The sequence below is a fragment of the Enterobacter sp. AG326 genome (assembly GCF_004362415.1).
Classification (GTDB): Bacteria; Pseudomonadota; Gammaproteobacteria; order Enterobacterales; family Enterobacteriaceae; genus Enterobacter; species Enterobacter asburiae.
The window spans coordinates 144,819-163,981 of sequence record NZ_SNXG01000004.1 but is presented as its reverse complement, the minus strand read 5'-3'; the positions used below and the strand labels follow the sequence as shown (position 1 = coordinate 163,981).

At 57.4% G+C, this 19,163-nt stretch carries 14 protein-coding genes; 3 read left to right on the top strand and 11 right to left on the bottom strand.

Going from position 1 to position 19,163, the window contains the following annotated elements; genetic code table 11:
* Position 1: 1 nt before the first annotated feature.
* From apaG to lptD, 5 genes are read right to left on the bottom strand one after another with little or no spacing between them, the layout of a single operon-like run.
* Entirely contained in the window at positions 2 to 379 is a 378-nt protein-coding gene (gene apaG / locus DFO52_RS15135; RefSeq protein ID WP_023310361.1) for a Co2+/Mg2+ efflux protein ApaG, read from the bottom strand.
* A 3-nt stretch (positions 380 to 382) separates the two neighbouring features.
* Complete coding sequence (gene rsmA / locus DFO52_RS15130; RefSeq protein ID WP_023310362.1) at positions 383 to 1,204, bottom strand: 16S rRNA (adenine(1518)-N(6)/adenine(1519)-N(6))-dimethyltransferase RsmA; 822 nt, start codon at positions 1,202 to 1,204, stop codon at positions 383 to 385.
* Positions 1,201 to 2,187 carry a 4-hydroxythreonine-4-phosphate dehydrogenase PdxA gene (gene pdxA / locus DFO52_RS15125; RefSeq protein ID WP_133550686.1) on the bottom strand — a complete coding sequence of 329 codons (987 nt, stop codon included), beginning with the start codon at positions 2,185 to 2,187 and terminating at the stop codon, positions 1,201 to 1,203. The genes rsmA and pdxA overlap by 4 nt, the downstream gene beginning before the upstream one ends.
* The gene (surA, locus tag DFO52_RS15120) at positions 2,187 to 3,473 is read right to left on the bottom strand and encodes a peptidylprolyl isomerase SurA (protein ID WP_133550685.1); all 1,287 of its coding nucleotides are present in this window, start codon (positions 3,471 to 3,473) and stop codon (positions 2,187 to 2,189) included. The genes pdxA and surA overlap by 1 nt, the downstream gene beginning before the upstream one ends.
* A gap of 53 nt (positions 3,474 to 3,526) precedes the next feature.
* Positions 3,527 to 5,878 carry an LPS assembly protein LptD gene (lptD, locus tag DFO52_RS15115; protein ID WP_133550684.1) on the bottom strand — a complete coding sequence of 784 codons (2,352 nt, stop codon included), beginning with the start codon at positions 5,876 to 5,878 and terminating at the stop codon, positions 3,527 to 3,529.
* Positions 5,879 to 6,117: 239 nt separating this feature from the next.
* On the opposite strand from lptD, the gene djlA reads away from it, so the two are divergent.
* Positions 6,118 to 6,933, top strand: coding sequence for a co-chaperone DjlA (gene djlA / locus DFO52_RS15110; RefSeq protein WP_047646618.1), 816 nt, complete (start codon positions 6,118 to 6,120; stop codon positions 6,931 to 6,933).
* A 29-nt stretch (positions 6,934 to 6,962) separates the two neighbouring features.
* Here the strand turns inward: djlA and rluA are convergent, their stop codons facing one another.
* The 6 genes from rluA to araB form a co-directional block, all read right to left on the bottom strand.
* Positions 6,963 to 7,622 carry a bifunctional tRNA pseudouridine(32) synthase/23S rRNA pseudouridine(746) synthase RluA gene (rluA, locus tag DFO52_RS15105; protein WP_008502014.1) on the bottom strand — a complete coding sequence of 220 codons (660 nt, stop codon included), beginning with the start codon at positions 7,620 to 7,622 and terminating at the stop codon, positions 6,963 to 6,965.
* A 12-nt stretch (positions 7,623 to 7,634) separates the two neighbouring features.
* On the bottom strand, positions 7,635 to 10,541 hold the full coding sequence (gene rapA, locus DFO52_RS15100; protein ID WP_133550683.1) for an RNA polymerase-associated protein RapA: 2,907 nt from the start codon (positions 10,539 to 10,541) through the stop codon (positions 7,635 to 7,637).
* 128 nt (positions 10,542 to 10,669) lie between these two features.
* Complete coding sequence (polB, locus tag DFO52_RS15095; RefSeq protein ID WP_133550682.1) at positions 10,670 to 13,027, bottom strand: DNA polymerase II; 2,358 nt, start codon at positions 13,025 to 13,027, stop codon at positions 10,670 to 10,672.
* Between the two features lie 74 nt (positions 13,028 to 13,101).
* Complete coding sequence (araD, locus tag DFO52_RS15090) at positions 13,102 to 13,797, bottom strand: L-ribulose-5-phosphate 4-epimerase (protein WP_047646621.1); 696 nt, start codon at positions 13,795 to 13,797, stop codon at positions 13,102 to 13,104.
* 47 nt (positions 13,798 to 13,844) lie between these two features.
* The gene (gene araA, locus DFO52_RS15085; RefSeq protein WP_029740879.1) at positions 13,845 to 15,347 is read right to left on the bottom strand and encodes an L-arabinose isomerase; all 1,503 of its coding nucleotides are present in this window, start codon (positions 15,345 to 15,347) and stop codon (positions 13,845 to 13,847) included.
* Positions 15,348 to 15,357: 10 nt separating this feature from the next.
* Complete coding sequence (gene araB, locus DFO52_RS15080) at positions 15,358 to 17,067, bottom strand: ribulokinase (RefSeq protein ID WP_133550681.1); 1,710 nt, start codon at positions 17,065 to 17,067, stop codon at positions 15,358 to 15,360.
* A gap of 337 nt (positions 17,068 to 17,404) precedes the next feature.
* On the opposite strand from araB, the gene araC reads away from it, so the two are divergent.
* Both araC and DFO52_RS15070 read left to right on the top strand, forming a co-directional pair.
* Positions 17,405 to 18,250 carry an arabinose operon transcriptional regulator AraC gene (gene araC, locus DFO52_RS15075; RefSeq protein ID WP_023310373.1) on the top strand — a complete coding sequence of 282 codons (846 nt, stop codon included), beginning with the start codon at positions 17,405 to 17,407 and terminating at the stop codon, positions 18,248 to 18,250.
* Between the two features lie 128 nt (positions 18,251 to 18,378).
* Positions 18,379 to 19,146 (top strand): DedA family protein, encoded by a 768-nt coding sequence (locus DFO52_RS15070; protein ID WP_133550680.1) that lies wholly within the window; start codon positions 18,379 to 18,381, stop codon positions 19,144 to 19,146.
* Positions 19,147 to 19,163: the final 17 nt, after the last annotated feature.

Here is a 19,163-nt window from a genome sequence, read left to right as displayed (position 1 = left end):
ATTAATGAATGAGTGTGGTTACGGCGAGACGGAACACAGGAATGGCAACGCGGAAATCATTGCCATCGACGTCGACCATTTCATAATGGCCTTGCATGGTACCCATCGGCGTTTCAATCACCGCGCCGCTGGTGTACTGGTACTCTTCGCCAGGGGCGATGTGGGGCTGTTCACCAACCACACCTTCGCCCTGAACTTCGATTTCGCGGCCATTGCCGTTAGTGATAAGCCAGTAGCGCCCGCGCAGCTGCACGGGCATCCGCCCCAGATTGCGAATGGTCACGGTGTAAGCGAAAACAAAACGTTCTTCGTCCGGTGAGGACTGTGATTCAACATAGACGCTTTGTACATGGACACATACGCGGGGCGAATCAATCATGGCTTAACTCTCCTTCGGCGGCGCATTATCGCTGATGTAATTAGCCAGCTTGCAGTACTGCTCTACGGAAATGTTCTCCGCACGCATTGCCGGGTCGATCCCCAGCTCGGCTAACACCTCAACGGTAAACGAATTGCTCAGGCTGTTACGGATCGTTTTACGGCGCTGGTTAAAGGCTTCTGTGGTAATGCGGCTCAGTACGCGCAGATCTTTAACCGGATACGGTTTCGTCTTGTGCGGCACGAGGCGTACAACCGCTGAATCCACTTTCGGTGGTGGTGTGAACGCTGACGGCGGTACTTCGAGTACCGGGATCACGTTGCAGTAATACTGTGCCATCACGCTCAAACGACCATACGCTTTACTGTTCGGGCCTGCAACCAGACGGTTAACAACCTCTTTTTGCAACATGAAGTGCATGTCGGCAATGGCATCAGTATAGCTAAAGAGGTGGAACATGAGCGGCGTGGAGATGTTGTACGGCAGGTTGCCGAAGACGCGCAATGGCTGGCCCATTTTTTCCGACAGCTCGCCAAAGTTCATGGTCATGGCGTCCTGCTGATAGATGGTCAGCTTCGGCCCGAGGAACGGGTGCGTTTGCAGGCGTGCGGCCAGATCGCGGTCCAGTTCGATGACGGTCAGCTCGTCGAGGCGTTCGCCTACCGGCTCGGTCAGTGCGGCAAGGCCCGGGCCGATTTCGACCATCGCCTGACCTTTTTGCGGATTAATAGCCGAGACAATGCTTTCGATCACGAACTGATCGTTAAGGAAGTTTTGCCCGAAACGTTTGCGGGCTAAGTGGCCCTGATGGACTCGATTAGTCATTGAGTATTAACAATCATTTTGATGGCGAGATTAAGCGCCGTAATAAAACTGCCGACATCCGCTTTCCCCTGGCCTGCCAGATCCAGCGCAGTACCGTGGTCAACGGACGTTCGAATAAAGGGTAAACCGAGGGTGATATTCACCCCGCGGCCAAAGCCCTGGTATTTTAGCACGGGCAGACCCTGATCGTGGTACATCGCGAGCACGGCGTCGGCATTATCCAGGTATTTCGGCTGGAAAAGGGTATCCGCAGGCAGCGGCCCGCTGAGGTTCATCCCCTTCGCCCGCATTTCGTTGAGCACCGGAATAATGGTGTCGATCTCTTCGGTGCCCATATGCCCGCCTTCTCCGGCGTGCGGATTCAGGCCGCAGACCAGCACATGCGGCTGCGGGATCCCAAACTTTGTCTGCAGATCGTGGTGCAAAATCCCGATGATCTCGCGCAGGAGTTCAGGGGTGATCGCATCAGGAATGGCCTTGATCGGCAGATGGGTGGTCACCAGCGCAACGCGCATTTCCTCCGTCGCCAGCATCATCACCACTTTCGGGCTGTGCGAGCGCTCTTCGAAGAACTCCGTATGCCCGGTAAACGGTATACCCGCTTCGTTGATAACGCCTTTGTGGACGGGGCCGGTGATCAGGGCGGCAAATTCGCCCTTCAGACAACCGTCGCAGGCGCGCGCCAGGGTTTCAACGACATAGTGACCGTTTTCCGTGCTGAGCTGGCCCGGGATGACCGGCGTACGAAGGGGAACTGAAAGGAGAGTGAGCGTACCGGCTTGCTGGGGTGCAGGCTGTTGGCCTTCAACGTAAGGAATGAGCGTTAAAGGCAGACCGAGCAGCGTTGCCCGGTCTTGTAACAGTGTTGCATCGGCGCAGGCAACCAGTTCTACCGGCCAGCTGCGCTGGGCGAGCTGGACAACGAGGTCAGGCCCAATCCCGGCGGGTTCGCCGGGCGTGATAACAACACGATGCTGTTTCATTAGTTGCTCAGAACTTTCACGTAAGCGCTGGCGCGTTGTTCCTGCATCCAGGTTGCTGCTTCTTCAGAGAACTTACGGTTAAACAGCATACGGTAGGCTCTGTCTTTCTGTGCCGCATCCGTTTTATCAACGTTACGGGTGTCCATCAGCTCGATCAGATGCCAGCCGAATGAAGAGTGGACCGGCGCGCTGATCTGGCCTTTGTTCAGCTTCATCAACGCATCGCGGAATGCAGGATCGTAAATATCCGCAGCCGCCCAGCCCAGATCGCCGCCCTGGTTAGCAGAGCCTGGATCCTGAGAGAACTCTTTTGCTGCCTTCGCAAATGAGGTTTTACCGCTCTTAATGTCTGCTGCGATCTGTTCCAGCTTCACACGCGCCTGATCGTCAGTCATGATCGGTGACGGTTTCAGAAGAATGTGGCGAGCGTGAACTTCGGTGACGGAGATATTTTGGCTCTGGCCGCGCAGATCGTTCACCTTCAGAATGTGGAAGCCCACGCCTGAACGGATAGGACCGACGATATCCCCTTTCTTCGCCGTGCTCAGCGCCTGGGCAAAGATCGATGGCAGCTCCTGAATACGTCCCCAGCCCATCTGGCCGCCTTTCAGCGCCTGTTGGTCAGCGGAGTAGGTAATTGCCAGCTTGCCAAAGTCGCCGCCGTTACGCGCCTGTTCAACAATAGAACGCGCCTGGCTTTCGGCTTCCGCAGCCTGATCGGACGTTGGGTTCTCTGGCAGTGGGATCAGAATGTGGCTCAGGTTCAGCTCTGTGCTCGCATCGTTCTGGTTACCCACCTGTTTTGCCAGCGCGTCCACTTCCTGAGGCAGGATGGTAACGCGGCGACGGACTTCGTTGTTACGCACTTCCGAAATCAGCATCTCTTTACGGATCTGGTTACGGTAGGTGGCGTAGCTGATGCCGTCATAGGCCAGGCGGCTGCGCATCTGGTCTAAAGACATATTGTTCTGCTTCGCGATGTTAGCGATCGCCTGATCGAGCTGCTCGTCAGTGACCTTCACACCCATTTTCTGCCCCATCTGCAGAACGATCTGATCCATGATCAGACGCTCCAGGATCTGGTGGCGCAGCGTGGCGTCATCCGGAAGCTGTTGACCGGCTTGGCCCGAATTGAGCTTAACCGATTTCATCAGACCGTCAACGTCACTTTCAAGCACGACGCCGTTGTTAACCACAGCAGCGACTTTATCAACAACCTGGGGGGCCGCGAAGCTGGTATTCGCAACCATAGCGACACCGAGCAGCAGCGTTTTCCAGTTCTTCATACTTTTTCCATTTCAATTAACCGCAAAGCGGATTACGTTGCAAATCAAGCACATTACAAGGCGCTACTGTACGGCAGAATATTCGAGCGCAGCATTTTCTGCGTACCCAGACCGTAGTTGGAACTCAGGCCGCGTAACTCGAAGTTAAAGCCAATCACGTTATCGTATTTGCTCTGATTGTTTTCACTGTTCCAGCCGTTAAGCTTGCGTTCGTAGCCGACACGCAGCGCGTAACAGCAGGAGTTATATTGCAGACCCACCATCTGGTCAGCAGGTTTATTGGCGTTAGTGTCAAAGTAGTAAGCGCCTACGATTGACCAGCGGTCGGCGATTGGCCAACTCGCTGCGCCACCCACCTGCGAAATACCGTCTTTATACTGCTCTGCAGTACCATAGTTTGGTAACGTCGCCTGAATATATTCCGGGCTGGCATAACGATAGGTCAACTGTACCATACGGTCTTCATCGCGACGGTACTCAATAGCAGCACTACTTGTGGCAATATTATCGAGGCGAGTGTCATATTGCACACCACCGCGCAGACCCCAACGATCGGTCATACGCCAGTAAGTATCTCCCGCCCAGACCAGCGATCCCGTTTTGTTATCTTTCTCCCAGTTAATGTTGTCATCACCGGTGCGTGACTCGGTGAAATAGTAGATTTGACCAACAGAAACGTTAAAACGTTCAACGGCAGCATCATCATAAACACGTGTTGTGACGCCGGTCGTTAACTGGTTAGCGGACGCAATGCGATCAAGACCGCCGTAAGTACGGTCACGGAACAGGCCGCTGTAGTCAGACTGCAGTAAAGAGGAGTCGTAGTTCTGGATTTTGCTCTGGTCGCGGTATGGCACGTACAAATACTGCATACGCGGTTCAAGCGTCTGGGTATAACCATCCGCCAGCATAGCCATATCACGCTCGAAGATCAGCTTCCCGTCCATTTTGAACTGCGGAAGCGTTCGGTTGACCGACTCTTCAAGGTTGGCATTTCTACTGGCATTGTAATTATCGATATTTTTTTGCTGATAGTGAGTCGCCATCAGCTTGGCTTCGGTATTCAGGCTCGCCCAATCGTTAGACCACGGCAGATTGATTGTCGGCTCAAGGTGAACACGCGTCGCTTCAGGCATGTCCGAATCCGTGTTAACGAAATGTACCGCCTGAGCGTAAACTCGGGTGTCGAATGGACCCACGTCATTCTGATACCAGTTAACGTCCAGCTGTGGTTCTGCCCCATAGGTAGACGTGGACTGGTCAGAAAATACCTGGAATTGCTTAGTTGAGACGGTTGCGTCAAAGTTCTGTACCGCATAGCCTACGCTGAATTTCTGCGTGGCATAGCCATCGGTACTTGAGCCGTATTTGGACGAGAAGTCATTAAAATAAGACGAATCGCTAACTTTAGTGTAGTCAACATTAAAGCGCCAGACCTGATCCATCACCCCGGAATGCTGCCAGAAATACATCCAACGGTGCTTGTCGCCTTCGGTCGGATGCTCGTCCTGGAAGACTTTATCCGACGGCAGATAATCCAGCTCCATCAGACCCGCACCGGCGTGGGTCAGATAGCGGAACTCGTTCTCCCACATGATGTTGCCGCGCTTGTGGATATAGTGCGGCGTGATCGTCGCATCCATGTTTGGCGCGATGTTCCAGTAATACGGCAGATAGAACTCAAAGTAGTTCGACGTGCTGTATTTGGCATTTGGGATCAGGAAACCGGAGCGACGTTTGTCACCGACGGGAAGCTGCAGATAAGGGCTGTAGAATATGGGAACAGGGCCCAGCTTAAAGCGGGCGTTCCAGATCTCTGCGACCTGTTCTTCGCGGTCATGGATAACCTCGCTCCCGACCACGCTCCAGGTATTTGAACCCGGCAGACATGACGTGAACGTACCGTTTTCCAGGATCGTATAGCGGTTTTCACCGCGCTGTTTCATCAGGTCAGCGTCACCGCGCCCCTGGCGACCCACCATCTGGTAATCACCTTTCCAGACGTTAGTATCTTTAGTATTCAGGTTTGACCAGGCTTTCGGACCTTTCAGGATGACCTGATTGTCGTCATAGTGCACATTACCCAGCGCATCCACCGTTCGTACCGGCTCGGCCGCACCTTCCGGCTGCTTCTGGTGCAGCTGCACTTCGTCTGCCTGCAGGCGGCTATTGCCCTGGTTAATATCTACATTGCCCGTAAACGTGGCATTGTCAGGGTAAGTCCCTTTCGAACTGTCGGCAGTAATGGTTACCGGCAAGCTATTTGTATCGCCACTCACCAGTGGGCGATTATAACTTGGGACGCCAAGCATACACTGCGAGGCGAGATCGGCCGCCAGCCCCTGTTGACTGTACAGGGCGGAGCCAATCATTGTGGCCAGGAGGGTGGGGATACGTTTTTTCATACGTTGTATTTTATTGTTCCGTCATCAGTGGCTACGGCTTACAAACGCTCAGAGACTATCTTACTCATCTGCGCAGTACCAGCGTTAATCCTGCCCGTTTGCGTGCCAGAGTGTTAGGCTCGCTATCGAATGACGAGTATGATAAAGCAAATTATAGGCGATGTCCTTCAATTGACCGTGACTTGAACACAGTGATGATGACGTTGCGTCGGCCAGGAATATGACTATCCGGGGAGTATATGCAGTATTGGGGTAAAATAATCGGCGTTGCGTTCGCCATCATCATGGGTGCCGGGTTCTGGGGGATTGTGCTTGGGCTTATTATCGGCCATATGTTTGATAAGGCGCGCAGCCGCAAAATGGCCTGGTTTGCCAATCAGCGCGAGCGTCAGTCACTCTTTTTCTCCACCACCTTTGAGGTGATGGGGCACTTAACCAAATCCAAAGGGCGTGTCACAGAAGCCGATATTCAGATTGCCAGCGTTTTTATGGATCGCATGAATCTGCACGGTGAATCTCGTGTGGCTGCGCAAAATGCGTTTCGCATCGGTAAATCGGATAATTATCCGCTTCGCGAAAAAATGCGTCAGTTCCGCAGCATCTGCTTCGGACGTTTTGATTTAATTCGGATGTTTCTGGAAATTCAAATCCAGGCGGCCTTCGCCGACGGTTCACTTCATCCTAATGAACGTGATGTGCTGTACGTCATTGCGGAAGAGCTGGGCATCTCCCGCATGCAGTTCGACCAGTTCCTGCGCATGATGCAGGGCGGGGCGCAGTTTGGCGGCGGCTATCACCAGCAGTCGTCCGGCGGTGCCTGGCAGCAGGCGCAGCGTGGTCCGACGCTGGAAGATGCCTGCAACGTGCTTGGCGTAAAACCCTCTGACGATCAGACCACGATTAAACGTGCCTATCGTAAGCTCATGAGCGAGCATCATCCGGACAAGCTGGTCGCGAAAGGCCTGCCGCCAGAAATGATGGAGATGGCGAAGCAAAAAGCGCAGGAAATCCAGAAGGCGTACGAGCTCATTAAAGAGAAGAAAGGTTTCAAATAAGAAAAAGCCCGACGGTGTCGGGCTTTTTTTTAGAAGTCCACCGGGGCTTTAAACGTCATCGCGTTACCGAAGGCCGGATGGGTGATGGTGAGCGTCTGGGCGTGCAGCTGCAGACGTGGCGCTAAGGCCAGCGCTTCAGGCGGCGCGTAGAAGCGGTCGCCCAGAATCGGATGACCCAGGGCGAGCATATGCACGCGCAGCTGGTGTGAACGTCCGGTAATCGGCTTAAGCAGGACGCGCGCGGTATTATCCGGCGCGTACTCCAGCACTTCATACTCGGTCTGCGCGGCCTTACCGGTTTCATAACACACCTTCTGCTTTGGCCGGTTCGGCCAGTCGCAGATCAGCGGTAAATCCACCAGCCCTTCCGCCTGCGCGGGGTGGCCCCAGACGCGGGCGACATACTGCTTTTTCGGCTCGCGCTCGCGGAACTGGCGCTTTAACTCGCGTTCCGCCGCTTTATTCAGCGCCACCACAATCACGCCGCTGGTGGCCATATCCAGGCGATGGACGGACTCCGCCTGCGGATAATCGCGCTGAATGCGCGTCATCACGCTGTCTTTGTGCTCGTCCAGACGCCCCGGCACGGACAACAGGCCGCTGGGCTTGTTGACCACCATAATGTGTTCATCCTGATACAGAATGACCAGCCAGGGATCCTGCGGCGGATTGTAAGGCTCCATCACCATCTTGCGCTCCGTTTACTGATGCGTCACAACGATAAGACGCAGGGCATCCAGACGCCAGCCAGCCTGATTCAGGCTTTCCAGCACCTGCTGACGGTTGCTTTCAACCGCCGCCAGCTCGTCGTCACGGATGTTCGGGTTGACGGCTTTTAACGCTTCCAGACGGGACAGCTCCGCAGACAGTTTCTCGTCTGCTTCGCTGCGCGCGGCGTCAATCAGCGCTCTGGCCGCTTTTTCAATCTGGGTTTCGCCCAGTTGCAGAATGGCGTGCACATCCTGCTGTACCGCGTTCACCAGCTTGCTGCCCGTATGGCGGTTTACCGCGCTCAGCTGTCGGTTGAAACTCTCGAATTCAACCTGTCCCGCCAGGTTAGTGCCGTTTTTGTCCAGCAGCAGGCGGACGGGTGTTGGCGGCAGGAAGCGGGTGAGCTGCAGCTGTTTCGGCGCCTGCGCTTCCACAACGTAGATCAGCTCCACCAGCAGGGTGCCCACCGGCAGCGCCTTGTTTTTCAACAGGGAGATGGTGCTGCTGCCGGTATCGCCGGAGAGGATCAGGTCCAGCCCGTTGCGGATCAGCGGGTGTTCCCAGGTGATAAACTGGGCGTCTTCGCGGGACAGCGCCACGTCACGCTCAAAGGTGATGGTACAGCCATCTTCCGGCAGGCCGGGGAAATCCGGAACCAGCATGTGATCGGACGGGGTCAGGACAATCAGGTTCTCGCCGCGGTCGTCCTGGTTGATGCCGACGATGTCGAACAGGTTCATGGAGAAGCTGATCAGGCTGGTGTCATCATCTTGCTCTTCAATGCTTTCGGCAAGCGCCTGCGCTTTTTCACCGCCGTTGGAGTGGATCTCCAGCAGGCGGTCGCGGCCCTGCTCCAGCTGTGCTTTCAGCGCATCGTGCTTCTCACGGCATGACTTGATCAGCTCATCAAACCCTTCCGCGTTTTCCGGCGCGGCCAGGTAGCCGATCAGATCGCTATGCACCTGATCGTAAATGGTGCGGCCCGTCGGGCAGGTATGTTCAAACGCGTCCAGACCTTCGTGGAACCAGCGTACCAGCACGGACTGCGCGGTTTTTTCGAGATACGGCACGTGGATCTGAATATCATGCGCCTGGCCGATACGATCCAGACGGCCGATACGCTGCTCCAGCAGATCCGGGTTAAACGGCAGATCGAACATCACCAGGTTGCTGGCGAACTGGAAGTTACGGCCTTCAGAGCCGATTTCCGAGCATAGCAGAACCTGTGCGCCGCTGTCCTCTTCCCCGAACCACGCCGCGGCGCGGTCGCGCTCGACGATGGACATGCCTTCGTGGAACACGGCGGCGCGAATGCCTTCACGCTCGCGCAGGACCTGCTCCAGCTGCAGCGCGGTGGCCGCTTTGGCGCAGATCACCAGCACTTTCTGGGAGCGGTGCGCGGTCAGGTAGCCCATCAGCCACTCCACGCGCGGATCGAAGTTCCACCAGGTGCCGGTATCGCCTTCAAATTCCTGGTAGATTTGTTCCGGATAAAGCATGTCGCGGGCGCGCTCTTCCTGGGTTTTGCGCGCACCCATAATGCCGGAGACTTTAATCGCCGTTTGATACTGCGTCGGCAGCGGCAGCTTAATCGTATGCAGCTCGCGTTTCGGGAAGCCTTTGACGCCGTTACGGGTATTTCGGAACAGCACGCGGCTGGTGCCGTGGCGGTCCATCAGCATGTCGATCAGCTCTTTACGCGCGGATTCCGCGTTGTCGCTCTCGCTGTTCGCAGCCTGCAAAAGCGGCTCGATGTCCTGCTCGCCAATCAGATCGCTCAGGGTGTTGAGTTCGTCATCAGAAAGACGCTTGCCCGCCAGCAGCATAGCGACGGCATCCGCGACCGGACGGTAGTTATTCTGTTCTTCCACGAACTGCGCAAAGTCGTGGAAACGGTTTGGATCGAGCAGGCGCAAGCGGGCGAAGTGGCTTTCCAGACCCAGCTGCTCCGGCGTTGCGGTCAGCAGCAGGACGCCAGGCACGCGCTCGGCAAGCTGCTCAATAGCCATGTATTCGCGGCTCGGCGCGTCTTCGCTCCAGACCAGATGGTGCGCTTCGTCAACGACCATAATGTCCCACTCGGCATCGCACAGGTGCTCAAGACGCTGCTTGCTGCGGCGCACGAAGTCCAGGGAGCAAATGACCAGCTGTTCGGTTTCAAACGGGTTGTCGGCGTCGTGCTGCGCTTCGGCATATCGTTCGTCATCGAACAGAGAGAAACGCAGGTTAAAGCGGCGCAGCATTTCAACCAGCCACTGGTGCTGCAGGGTTTCTGGCACCACGATCAGCACGCGCTCTGCAGCGCCGGAAAGCAGCTGTTGATGCAGGATCATGCCCGCTTCGATGGTTTTACCCAGACCCACTTCATCTGCCAGCAGCACGCGCGGCGCGTGGCGACGGCCCACGTCGTGGGCGATGTTCAGCTGGTGGGGGATCAGGCTGGTGCGCTGGCCGCGCAGGCCGCTCCACGGCATGCGGTACTGTTCACTCTGGAACTTACGCGCGCGATAGCGCAGGGAGAAGCGATCCATACGGTCGATTTGCCCGGCAAACAGGCGGTCCTGCGGCTTACTGAACACCAGTTTGCTGTCGAGCAGCACTTCGCGCAGGACGACATTGGTCTCGTCGGTGTCCAGACGAGTCCCGATGTAGGCGAGCAGTCCATTCTCTTCTTTTACGTCTTCAATCTTGAGCTGCCAGCCGTCATGGCTGGTCACGGTGTCACCCGGATTAAACATCACGCGGGTTACAGGGGAGTCATTGCGAGCGTACAGACGGTTTTCACCGGTGGCAGGGAAGAGGAGGGTAACCATACGCGTATCGATTGCTACGACGGTTCCTAATCCAAGTTCGCTTTCTGTATCGCTGATCCAGCGTTGACCAAGTGTAAAAGGCATAGTTGTTCGGCTCTAATCTTTAATTGCAGGCAATAGTTCGACTACCGTCAAAAAAGACGGTCATCGAAAAATGGGTCCGGGAATGGAAAGGGCGCTATGGTACTGGATGGCAGCCATTTCGTCACGCGTCAAAATAGGCCAAGTTGCCCTGTCACTAGTGTAGCAAAATCATCGTCGATGAAGGGCAAAATTCCGTCGGCAACCGGCTGAAGCTGACGCGTCAGATAGTGTTCGTAATCCAGAGGAGAATGCTGATAATCCACGGGTTCGGGGCCGCTAATGGTCCAGACGTATTTAATGGTTCCCCGGTTTTGATACTGCGGCGCGCGGCCACGGCGTACATTTTCTTCATCCGCCAGACGCGCGGCGCGTACGTGCGGAGGAACGTTGCGCTGGTACTCCGCCAGCGGGCGGCGCAGGCGCTTGCGGTACACCAGCTGCGCGTCAAGTTCGCCCGCCATCAGGCTGGCTATCGTCTCGCGCACGTAGTCCTGATACGGCTCATTGCGAAACACCCGCAGATAGAGCATCTGCTGGAACTGCTGCGCCAGCGGCGTCCAGTCGGTACGCACCGTTTCCAGCCCTTTAAAAACCATCCGCTGCGCGTCGCCTTCCTGAATCAGCCCGGCGTAACGCTTCTTGCTGCCCTGATCGGTACCGCGAATGGTGGGCATTAAAAAGCGGGCGAAATGGGTTTCAAATTCCAGCTCCAGCGCGCTGGTTAATCGCTCTTTCTGCAAATGTTCCTGCCACCAGTCGTTCACGAAGGCGACCAGCGCTTTGCCGATTTGCGCGGCGTCGTCTTCAGAGTGCGCGCCCTTAAGCCACACAAAGGTGGAGTCGGTGTCGCCGTAGATGACGTCATAGCCCCTGGACTCAATCAGCGCTTTGGTCTGGCGCATAATCTCGTGCCCGCGCATGGTGATCGAGGAGGCCAGACGCGGGTCAAAGAAGCGGCAGGCGCTGGTGCCCAGCACGCCGTAAAAGGCGTTCATGATGATTTTTAGAGCCTGAGAAAGGGGCTTGTTGCCGTGGCGCTTGGCCTCATCGCGGCCGTGCCAGATGTTTCCCACGATTTCAGGCAGACAGTGTTTTTCCCGCGAGAAGCGTGCGCCGAGGAAACCTTCGGTGCTGTGCTCATCATCCGGCTGGGCCATGCCTTCAACCAGCCCGACGGGATCGATGAGGAAGGTGCGGATAATCGACGGGTACAGGCTTTTGTAATCCAGGACCAGAACGGAGTCATACAATCCTGGTCGGGAGTCCATGACGTATCCGCCGGGGCTTGCCTGCGGCGGCACGTCTCCGAGGTTAGGGGCGACGTATCCCGCCCGGTGCATCCGTGGAAAATAGAGGTGGCTAAAGGCGGCAACCGAGCCACCGTGCCTGTCGGCGGCAAGGCCGTTCACCGTCGCGCGCTCCAGCAGGAACGGCATGATCTCGGTTTTGTGGAAAATCTGCGTGACCAGCTCGCAGTCTTTCAGGTTATAGGTGGCAAGCGCCGGTTTATCTTCATTAAAGCGCCGGTCGATCTCGTCCATTCTGTCCCAGGGGTTGTCGATGGATTTACCCTCGCCAAGCAGCTCCTGCGCGACGGCTTCCAGGGAGAATGAAGAGAAGTTCCAGAAGGCGGACTTAAGCGCCTCGATGCCGTCGATAATCAGGCGACCGTTAGCCTGCGCGAAGAAAACGCCGTTCTTAAAACCGTGTTCGCGCCATTCCAGCTCGCTGTTTCCGCGCCCCAGCATCAGCGGGATGCGGTAGCGCTCGGCGTGCTTTTGCAGCACGCGCAGGTCGAACTGCACCACGTTCCAGCCGATCAGAACGTCGGGGTCGTTGTCGGCAAACCACTGGTTAAGCTTCTCCAGCAGCTGCGGGCGGCTGTTGACGTACTCAAGCCGGAAATCCAGCGCGGACGCATCGCCATTCGGCGGCCCGAGCATATAGACAACCCGATCGCCGCAGCCTTCCAGACCGATGCAGTACAGTTCGCCGTGGCGGGTGGTTTCAATATCCAGTGAGACCCACTTCAGCGGTGGGCGGTAGTGCGGATTCGGCTTCAGGCGCGCGTTAACGACGCCGCCGTTTTGTTCGATGCCATCAACCCAGACGGGGGCGGTAATGAACCGCTCCATCAGAAAGCGTTCCGGTGGGCGAATATCGGCTTCGTAGAGCGTCACGCCCGCCTCGCGGAGCAGCTTTTCATAGCGCATCAGCTGGCGATGGGCGCGACAGTAGAGGCCGTAAACCGGCTGGCGGTGGAAATCCTTCAGTTCAAGCGGGGTAATGCGCCAGCCGTTTTCGCCGCGCAGCAGCTGCTTCACCTTCTCGACGTGGGCTTCAGGAATAAAGGCCACGGATTCCTGCGGGGGCAGCGTAACGTGCAGCGGACCGCTGTCGGTTGCCAGCCAGAACGCGACCTCGGTGCCCTGAGGGGTATCCCGCCAGTGTCGGGTCAGTAAAAAGCCTTCTTGCGCCTGCGCCACGCCGTTATCCCATAAAATAAAACCAGGCTTGATTATAGCCTGGTTGAATATTTTATGCTGGGTATATATACAGTTTACTGCCCGTAATAGGCCTTCGCGCCGTGCTTGCGCAGGTAATGCTTATCCAGCAGGGTTTGCTGCATATCCGGCAGCTGCGGCGCCAGCTGGCGACAGAAGATCCCCATATAGGCGACCTCTTCGAGCACTATGGCGTTATGCACCGCGTCTTCTGCGTTTTTACCCCACGCAAACGGGCCGTGGGAGTGCACCAGCACGCCGGGCATTTGCGCCGCGTCGATCCCCTGTTTTTCGAAGGTTTCGACAATCACGTTGCCCGTTTCCCACTCGTACTCACCGTTAATCTCCGCATCGGTCATCAGACGCGTGCAGGGAATGGTGCCGTAAAAGTAGTCCGCGTGGGTGGTGCCGGTCGCCGGGATGGACTGGCCCGCCTGCGCCCAGATGGTCGCATGGCGCGAATGGGTATGCACAATGCCGCCGATGGTCGGGAATGACCGGTACAGCAGGCGGTGAGTCGGCGTATCGGAGGACGGTTTTTTCTTACCTTCGACCACTTCGCCGGTCTCGAGGCTGACAACGACCATATCGTCTGCGGTCATCACCGTGTAATCCACGCCGGAAGGCTTAATCACGAACACGCCTTTTTCCCGGTCAACGGCGCTGACGTTGCCCCAGGTCAGGGTCACCAGATTATGTTTCGGCAGCGCCAGGTTGGCTTCGAGCACCTGACGTTTGAGATCTTCTAACATCGTTATCTCCCTGCCCGGTGAGCGTAGCGTCACCGGGCATTCCCTACTTAGCGTTTTGAACCGTAATAAACTTCGTTCCAGCGCAGCGCGTCTTTGAAGGCGGGCAGGCGGGTATCGTTATCAATCACGGTCAGCTCGATATCGTGCAGCTCGGCGAACTGACGCATGTCGCTCAGATCCAGCGCGTGGCTGAACACCGTGTGGTGCGCGCCGCCGGCCAGAATCCAGGCCTCAGAGGCGGTTGGCAGGTCAGGCTGTGCTTTCCACAGGGCGTTGGCGACCGGCAGTTTCGGCAGGGAGTGCGGCGTTTCAACGGCATCGACGCAGTTCACCAGCAGACGGAAACGATCGCCGAGGTCGATCAGGCTGGCGTTGATCGCCGGGCCCGTGCGGGTGTTGAAGATCAGACGCGCCGGATCGGCTTTGCCGCCGATGCCGAGGTACTGCACGTCGAGGATCGGTTTCTCTTCCACGGCGATCGTCGGGCACACTTCCAGCATGTGTGAGCCGAGCACCAGATCGTTGCCGTTTTCGAAGTGGTAGGTGTAGTCCTCCATAAAGGAGGTGCCGCCCTGCAGACCGGTCGACATCACCTTCATGATGCGAAGCAGAGCGGCAGTTTTCCAGTCGCCTTCGCCCGCAAAGCCGTAGCCCTGCTGCATTAGACGTTGAACCGCCAGACCCGGCAGCTGTTTCAGGCCGTGGAGGTCTTCAAAGGTCGTCGTAAAGGCGTGGAAGCCGCCCTGTTCCAGGAAGCGCTTCATGCCCAGCTCGATGCGCGCCGCGTCCAGCACGTTCTGGCGCTTGTCGCCGTTGATTTGTGCCGCAGGCGTCAGGCGGTAGCTGCTTTCGTACTCGTCCACCAGCGCGCTCACGTCGCCGTCGCTGATTTCATTCACCACCTGCACCAGGTCGCCCACGGCCCAGGTGTTCACGGAGAAGCCGAACTTGATCTGCGCGGCCACTTTATCGCCGTCCGTGACCGCCACTTCACGCATGTTGTCACCGAAACGCACCACTTTCAGATGGCGGGTGTCCTGCTTAGAGACCGCCTGACGCATCCATGAGCCGATACGTTGTTGAGCCTTGCCATCCTGCCAGTGGCCGGTGACCACCGCGTGCTGCTGACGCATACGCGCGCCGATGAAGCCGAACTCGCGGCCGCCGTGCGCGGTCTGGTTCAGGTTCATAAAGTCCATATCGATGCTGTCCCACGGCAGGGAGGCGTTGAACTGGGTATGGAACTGCAGCAGCGGTTTGTTGAGGATAGACAGACCGTTGATCCACATTTTAGCCGGCGAGAAGGTGTGCAGCCACACCACCAGACCGGCGCATTTATCGTCGTAGTTGGCGTCGCGGCAGATGTGGGTGATTTCGTCCGGCGTTGTGCCCAGCGGTTTCAGCACCAGTTTGCACGGCAGTTTAGCTTCCGCGTTCAGCGCGTTAACCACGTGCTCTGCGTGTTTCGTCACCTGCTGCAGCGCTTCCGGTCCGTAGAGATGCTGGCTGCCAATCACAAACCACACTTCATAGTTATTAAAAATGGTCATCATCGTGTCCTTAATGGGTCAGGGTTGCCGTAGTGTCCGCGGTGCTTTTGGCCGGGGCGGCGACAGGGAGATAGTGAAGTTCGGCGCTTTTTGCCCATTGCTGGTAGCGCTGATAAAGCTGTTCAAAGCGTTGTGCCTGCTGGGCGCGCGGCTGGAGCGTGTTTTCGACGGCGCTCGCCATATGCTGCTGTGCGGTCGGGATGTCGGCATGGACGCCTGCGGCCACGGCAGCGAAAATCGCCGCGCCCAGCGCGCAGCACTGATCGGAGGCCACAATCTGCAGGGGACGGTTCAGCACGTCGCAGCAGGCCTGCATGATCACCGGGTTTTTACGGGCGATGCCGCCCAGCGCCATCACGTTGTTCACGTCGATGCCCTGTCCGGTGAAGCACTCCATAATGGCGCGGGCACCGAAGGCCGTTGCGGCAATCAGACCGCCGAACAGCGCAGGGGCGTCGGTCGCCAGGTTGAGATCGGTAATCACCCCTTTCAGACGCTGGTTGGCAAACGGCGTGCGGCGGCCGTTAAACCAGTCCAGCACCACCGGGAGGTGATCGAGAGACGGATTTTTTGCCCAGGCTTCGGTGAGCTGCGGCAGAAGCTGTTTTTTGCTGTCGGCTATCTGGGTTTTCAGTTCAGGATGCGCCGCCGCCAGCTGGTCCAGCGGCCAGCCGAGCACGCGGCCAAACCAGGCGTAGATATCGCCAAACGCGGACTGACCGGCTTCGAGGCCGATAAAGTCCGGCACAACGCTGCCGTCAACCTGGCCGCAGATGCCTTTCACCGCGCGGTCGCCGACGGTGGCTTTATCCGCCGTCAGGATGTCGCAGGTGGAGGTCCCGATGACTTTGACCAGCGTGTTTGGCTGTGCGCCCGCACCCACGGCGCCCATATGGCAGTCAAAGGCGCCGCCGGAGATGGCCACGTTCTGCGGCAGGCCGAGGCGCGTCGCCCACTCTTCGCAGAGGGTGCCGACCGGAATATCGGCAGTGAAGGTGTCGGTAAACAGCGGGTACGTCAGGCTCTTGTTGAGGATCGGGTCTAGCTCATCGAAGAACGCGGCCGGAGGCAGGCCGCCCCAGCTTTCGTGCCACAGGGATTTATGCCCGGCGCTGCAGCGGCCGCGGCGGATATCCTGCGGGCGGGTGGTGCCGGAGAGCAGGGCAGGCACCCAGTCGCACAGCTCAACCCATGACGCCGCAGCCTGTGCGACGGAGGCGTCGGCCCGGGTGACGTGGAGGATCTTGGCCCAGAACCATTCGCTGGAATAAATTCCGCCGATGTAGCGCGAGTAGTCTGTTTTGCCCGGCTGGTGGCACAGGCGCGTAATGGCTTCGGCCTCTTCCACAGCGGTGTGGTCTTTCCACAGCACGAACATGGCGTTCGGGTTGTCGGCGAACTCCGGGCGCAGCGCCAGCACGCGGCCTTCGGCATCCACAGGGGCAGGCGTGGAGCCTGTGCTGTCGACGCCGATGCCGACAATCTCAGCCCGCTGGGCGTCAGTCAGTTCGGCCAGGACGGTTTTGATCGCCGCTTCCATCGACTCGATATAGTCACGCGGGTGGTGACGGAACTGGTTGTTAGGCGCATCGCAGTAGCGCCCCTCTTGCCAGCGCGGGTACCACTCAACGCTGGTTGCTATCTCCTGGCCGGACGTACAGTCCACTGCCAGCGCGCGAACCGAATCGCTGCCAAAATCGAGGCCAATCGCAATTGCCATGGTGTTGCTCCATCGAAAAAACAGGTATGGAAGAACATTAGAGACTGGGGAAAAAAGTCGTCAGGCAGGATCCGCTAATCTTATGGACTAAATTGCTGTTACAACGGAAAGTGTGACGCCGTGCAAATATTCAATGTGGACATTTCTGCCGCACTTATAGACACTTTTGTTACTGGTTATCTGCCTGCTCTGGCGGAGAAATCAGGGGGAAAGGCTGAAACATGGCGGACGTAAAAGCGGCGTGATGCTTTTTGGATCTTTTCGCGGGCCATTTTTAACCTGCTTTTAATGATATGGACAATTGGTTTCCTTCAGGACCCTTGGGAGAACTGAATCTATGGCCGAAACGCAAAACGATCCCCTGCTGCCGGGATACTCGTTTAACGCGCACCTTGTGGCGGGACTGACCCCTATCGAGGCTGAGGGATATCTCGACTTTTACGTCGACCGACCGCTCGGCATGAAAGGGTATATCCTCAATCTGACCGTGCGGGGGGAAGGGATCATCAAGAACGGTGACCAGCAGTTTGTCTGCCGCCCCGGCGATATCCTGCTGTTCCCGCCGGGGGAGATCCACCACTATGGCCGTCATCCCGATGCCAAAGAGTGGTATCACCAGTGGGTCTATTTCCGTCCGCGCGCCTACTGGCAGGAGTGGCTTTCGTGGCCAGCTATTTTTGCGCACACCGGTTTTTATCGCCCGGATGAGGTTCATCTGGCGCAGTTTCGCGAGCTTTTTGCGCAAATTATCGAGGCGGGACAGGCCGGTGGTCGCTACGCTGAACTGCTGGCGATTAACCTGCTTGAACAGCTGCTGCTGCGACGGATGGAGGCGATTAACGAGTCGCTTAACCCCCCGCTGGATAACCGCGTTCGCGACGCCTGCCAGTACATCAGCGACCACCTGGCCGATAGCCAGTTTGATATCGCCAGCGTTGCACAGCACGTCTGCCTGTCGCCGTCGCGGCTGTCGCATCTGTTCCGGCAGCAGCTGGGCGTCAGCGTATTGAGCTGGCGCGAGGATCAGCGCATCAGCCAGGCGAAGCTGCTGCTCAGCACCACCCGGATGCCGATCGCCACCGTGGGGCGTAACGTGGGCTTTGAGGATCAGCTCTATTTCTCCCGGGTCTTTAAAAAATGCACCGGCGCCAGCCCGAGCGAATTCCGTGCGGGATGTGAATAAACGGTAAAAAAAGATAAACAAACAGGTGAATGCAGAAAGCAACCTGTAAACTATTCAGACAATTGTTGCCTTGACGCGGTGCGGGGCGCTAAGCAGAATCGCTGATTCGTTTTCTGACCGGAATAGTTATGCAGGCATTGCTGGAACACTTTATTACCCAGTCCGTTATGTACTCGCTCATCGCCGTGGCGCTGGTGGCGTTTCTGGAATCGCTGGCGCTGGTTGGGCTGATCCTGCCCGGCACCGTGATGATGGCAGGGCTTGGGGCGCTGATTGGCAGCGGCGAGGTTAATTTCTGGCAGGCGTGGCTGGCCGGGATTATCGGCTGCCTGCTCGGCGACTGGATCTCCTTCTGGCTGGGCTGGCGCTTTAAGAAGCCGCTGCACCGCTGGTCTTTCATGAAAAAGAACAAAGCCCTGCTGGATAAAACCGAGCATGCGCTGCATCAGCACAGCATGTTTACCATTCTTGTCGGCCGCTTTGTCGGGCCAACGCGTCCGCTGGTGCCGATGGTGGCGGGGATGCTGGATCTGCCCGTCGCGAAATTCGTGGTGCCGAACATTATCGGCTGCGTCTTCTGGCCGCCGTTCTACTTCCTGCCGGGGATCCTCGCGGGCGCTACCATCGATATTCCTGACGGTATGCAAAGCGGTGAGTTTAAGTGGCTGCTGCTGGGCACGGCTGTGCTGCTGTGGCTGGCGGCATGGCTCTGCTGGCGGCTGTGGCGCAGCGGGAAAGCGAATATCGATCGCCTGACGCGCTACCTCCCGCGCACTCGCCTGCTTTGGCTGGCCCCGCTGACGCTGGGTGTGGCCGTGGTGGCGCTTGTGGCGCTGATTCGCCACCCGCTGATGCCGGTATATGGCGAAATTCTGCTGAAGGTGGTGAGCCGTTAAGGTATATTCCCTCTCCC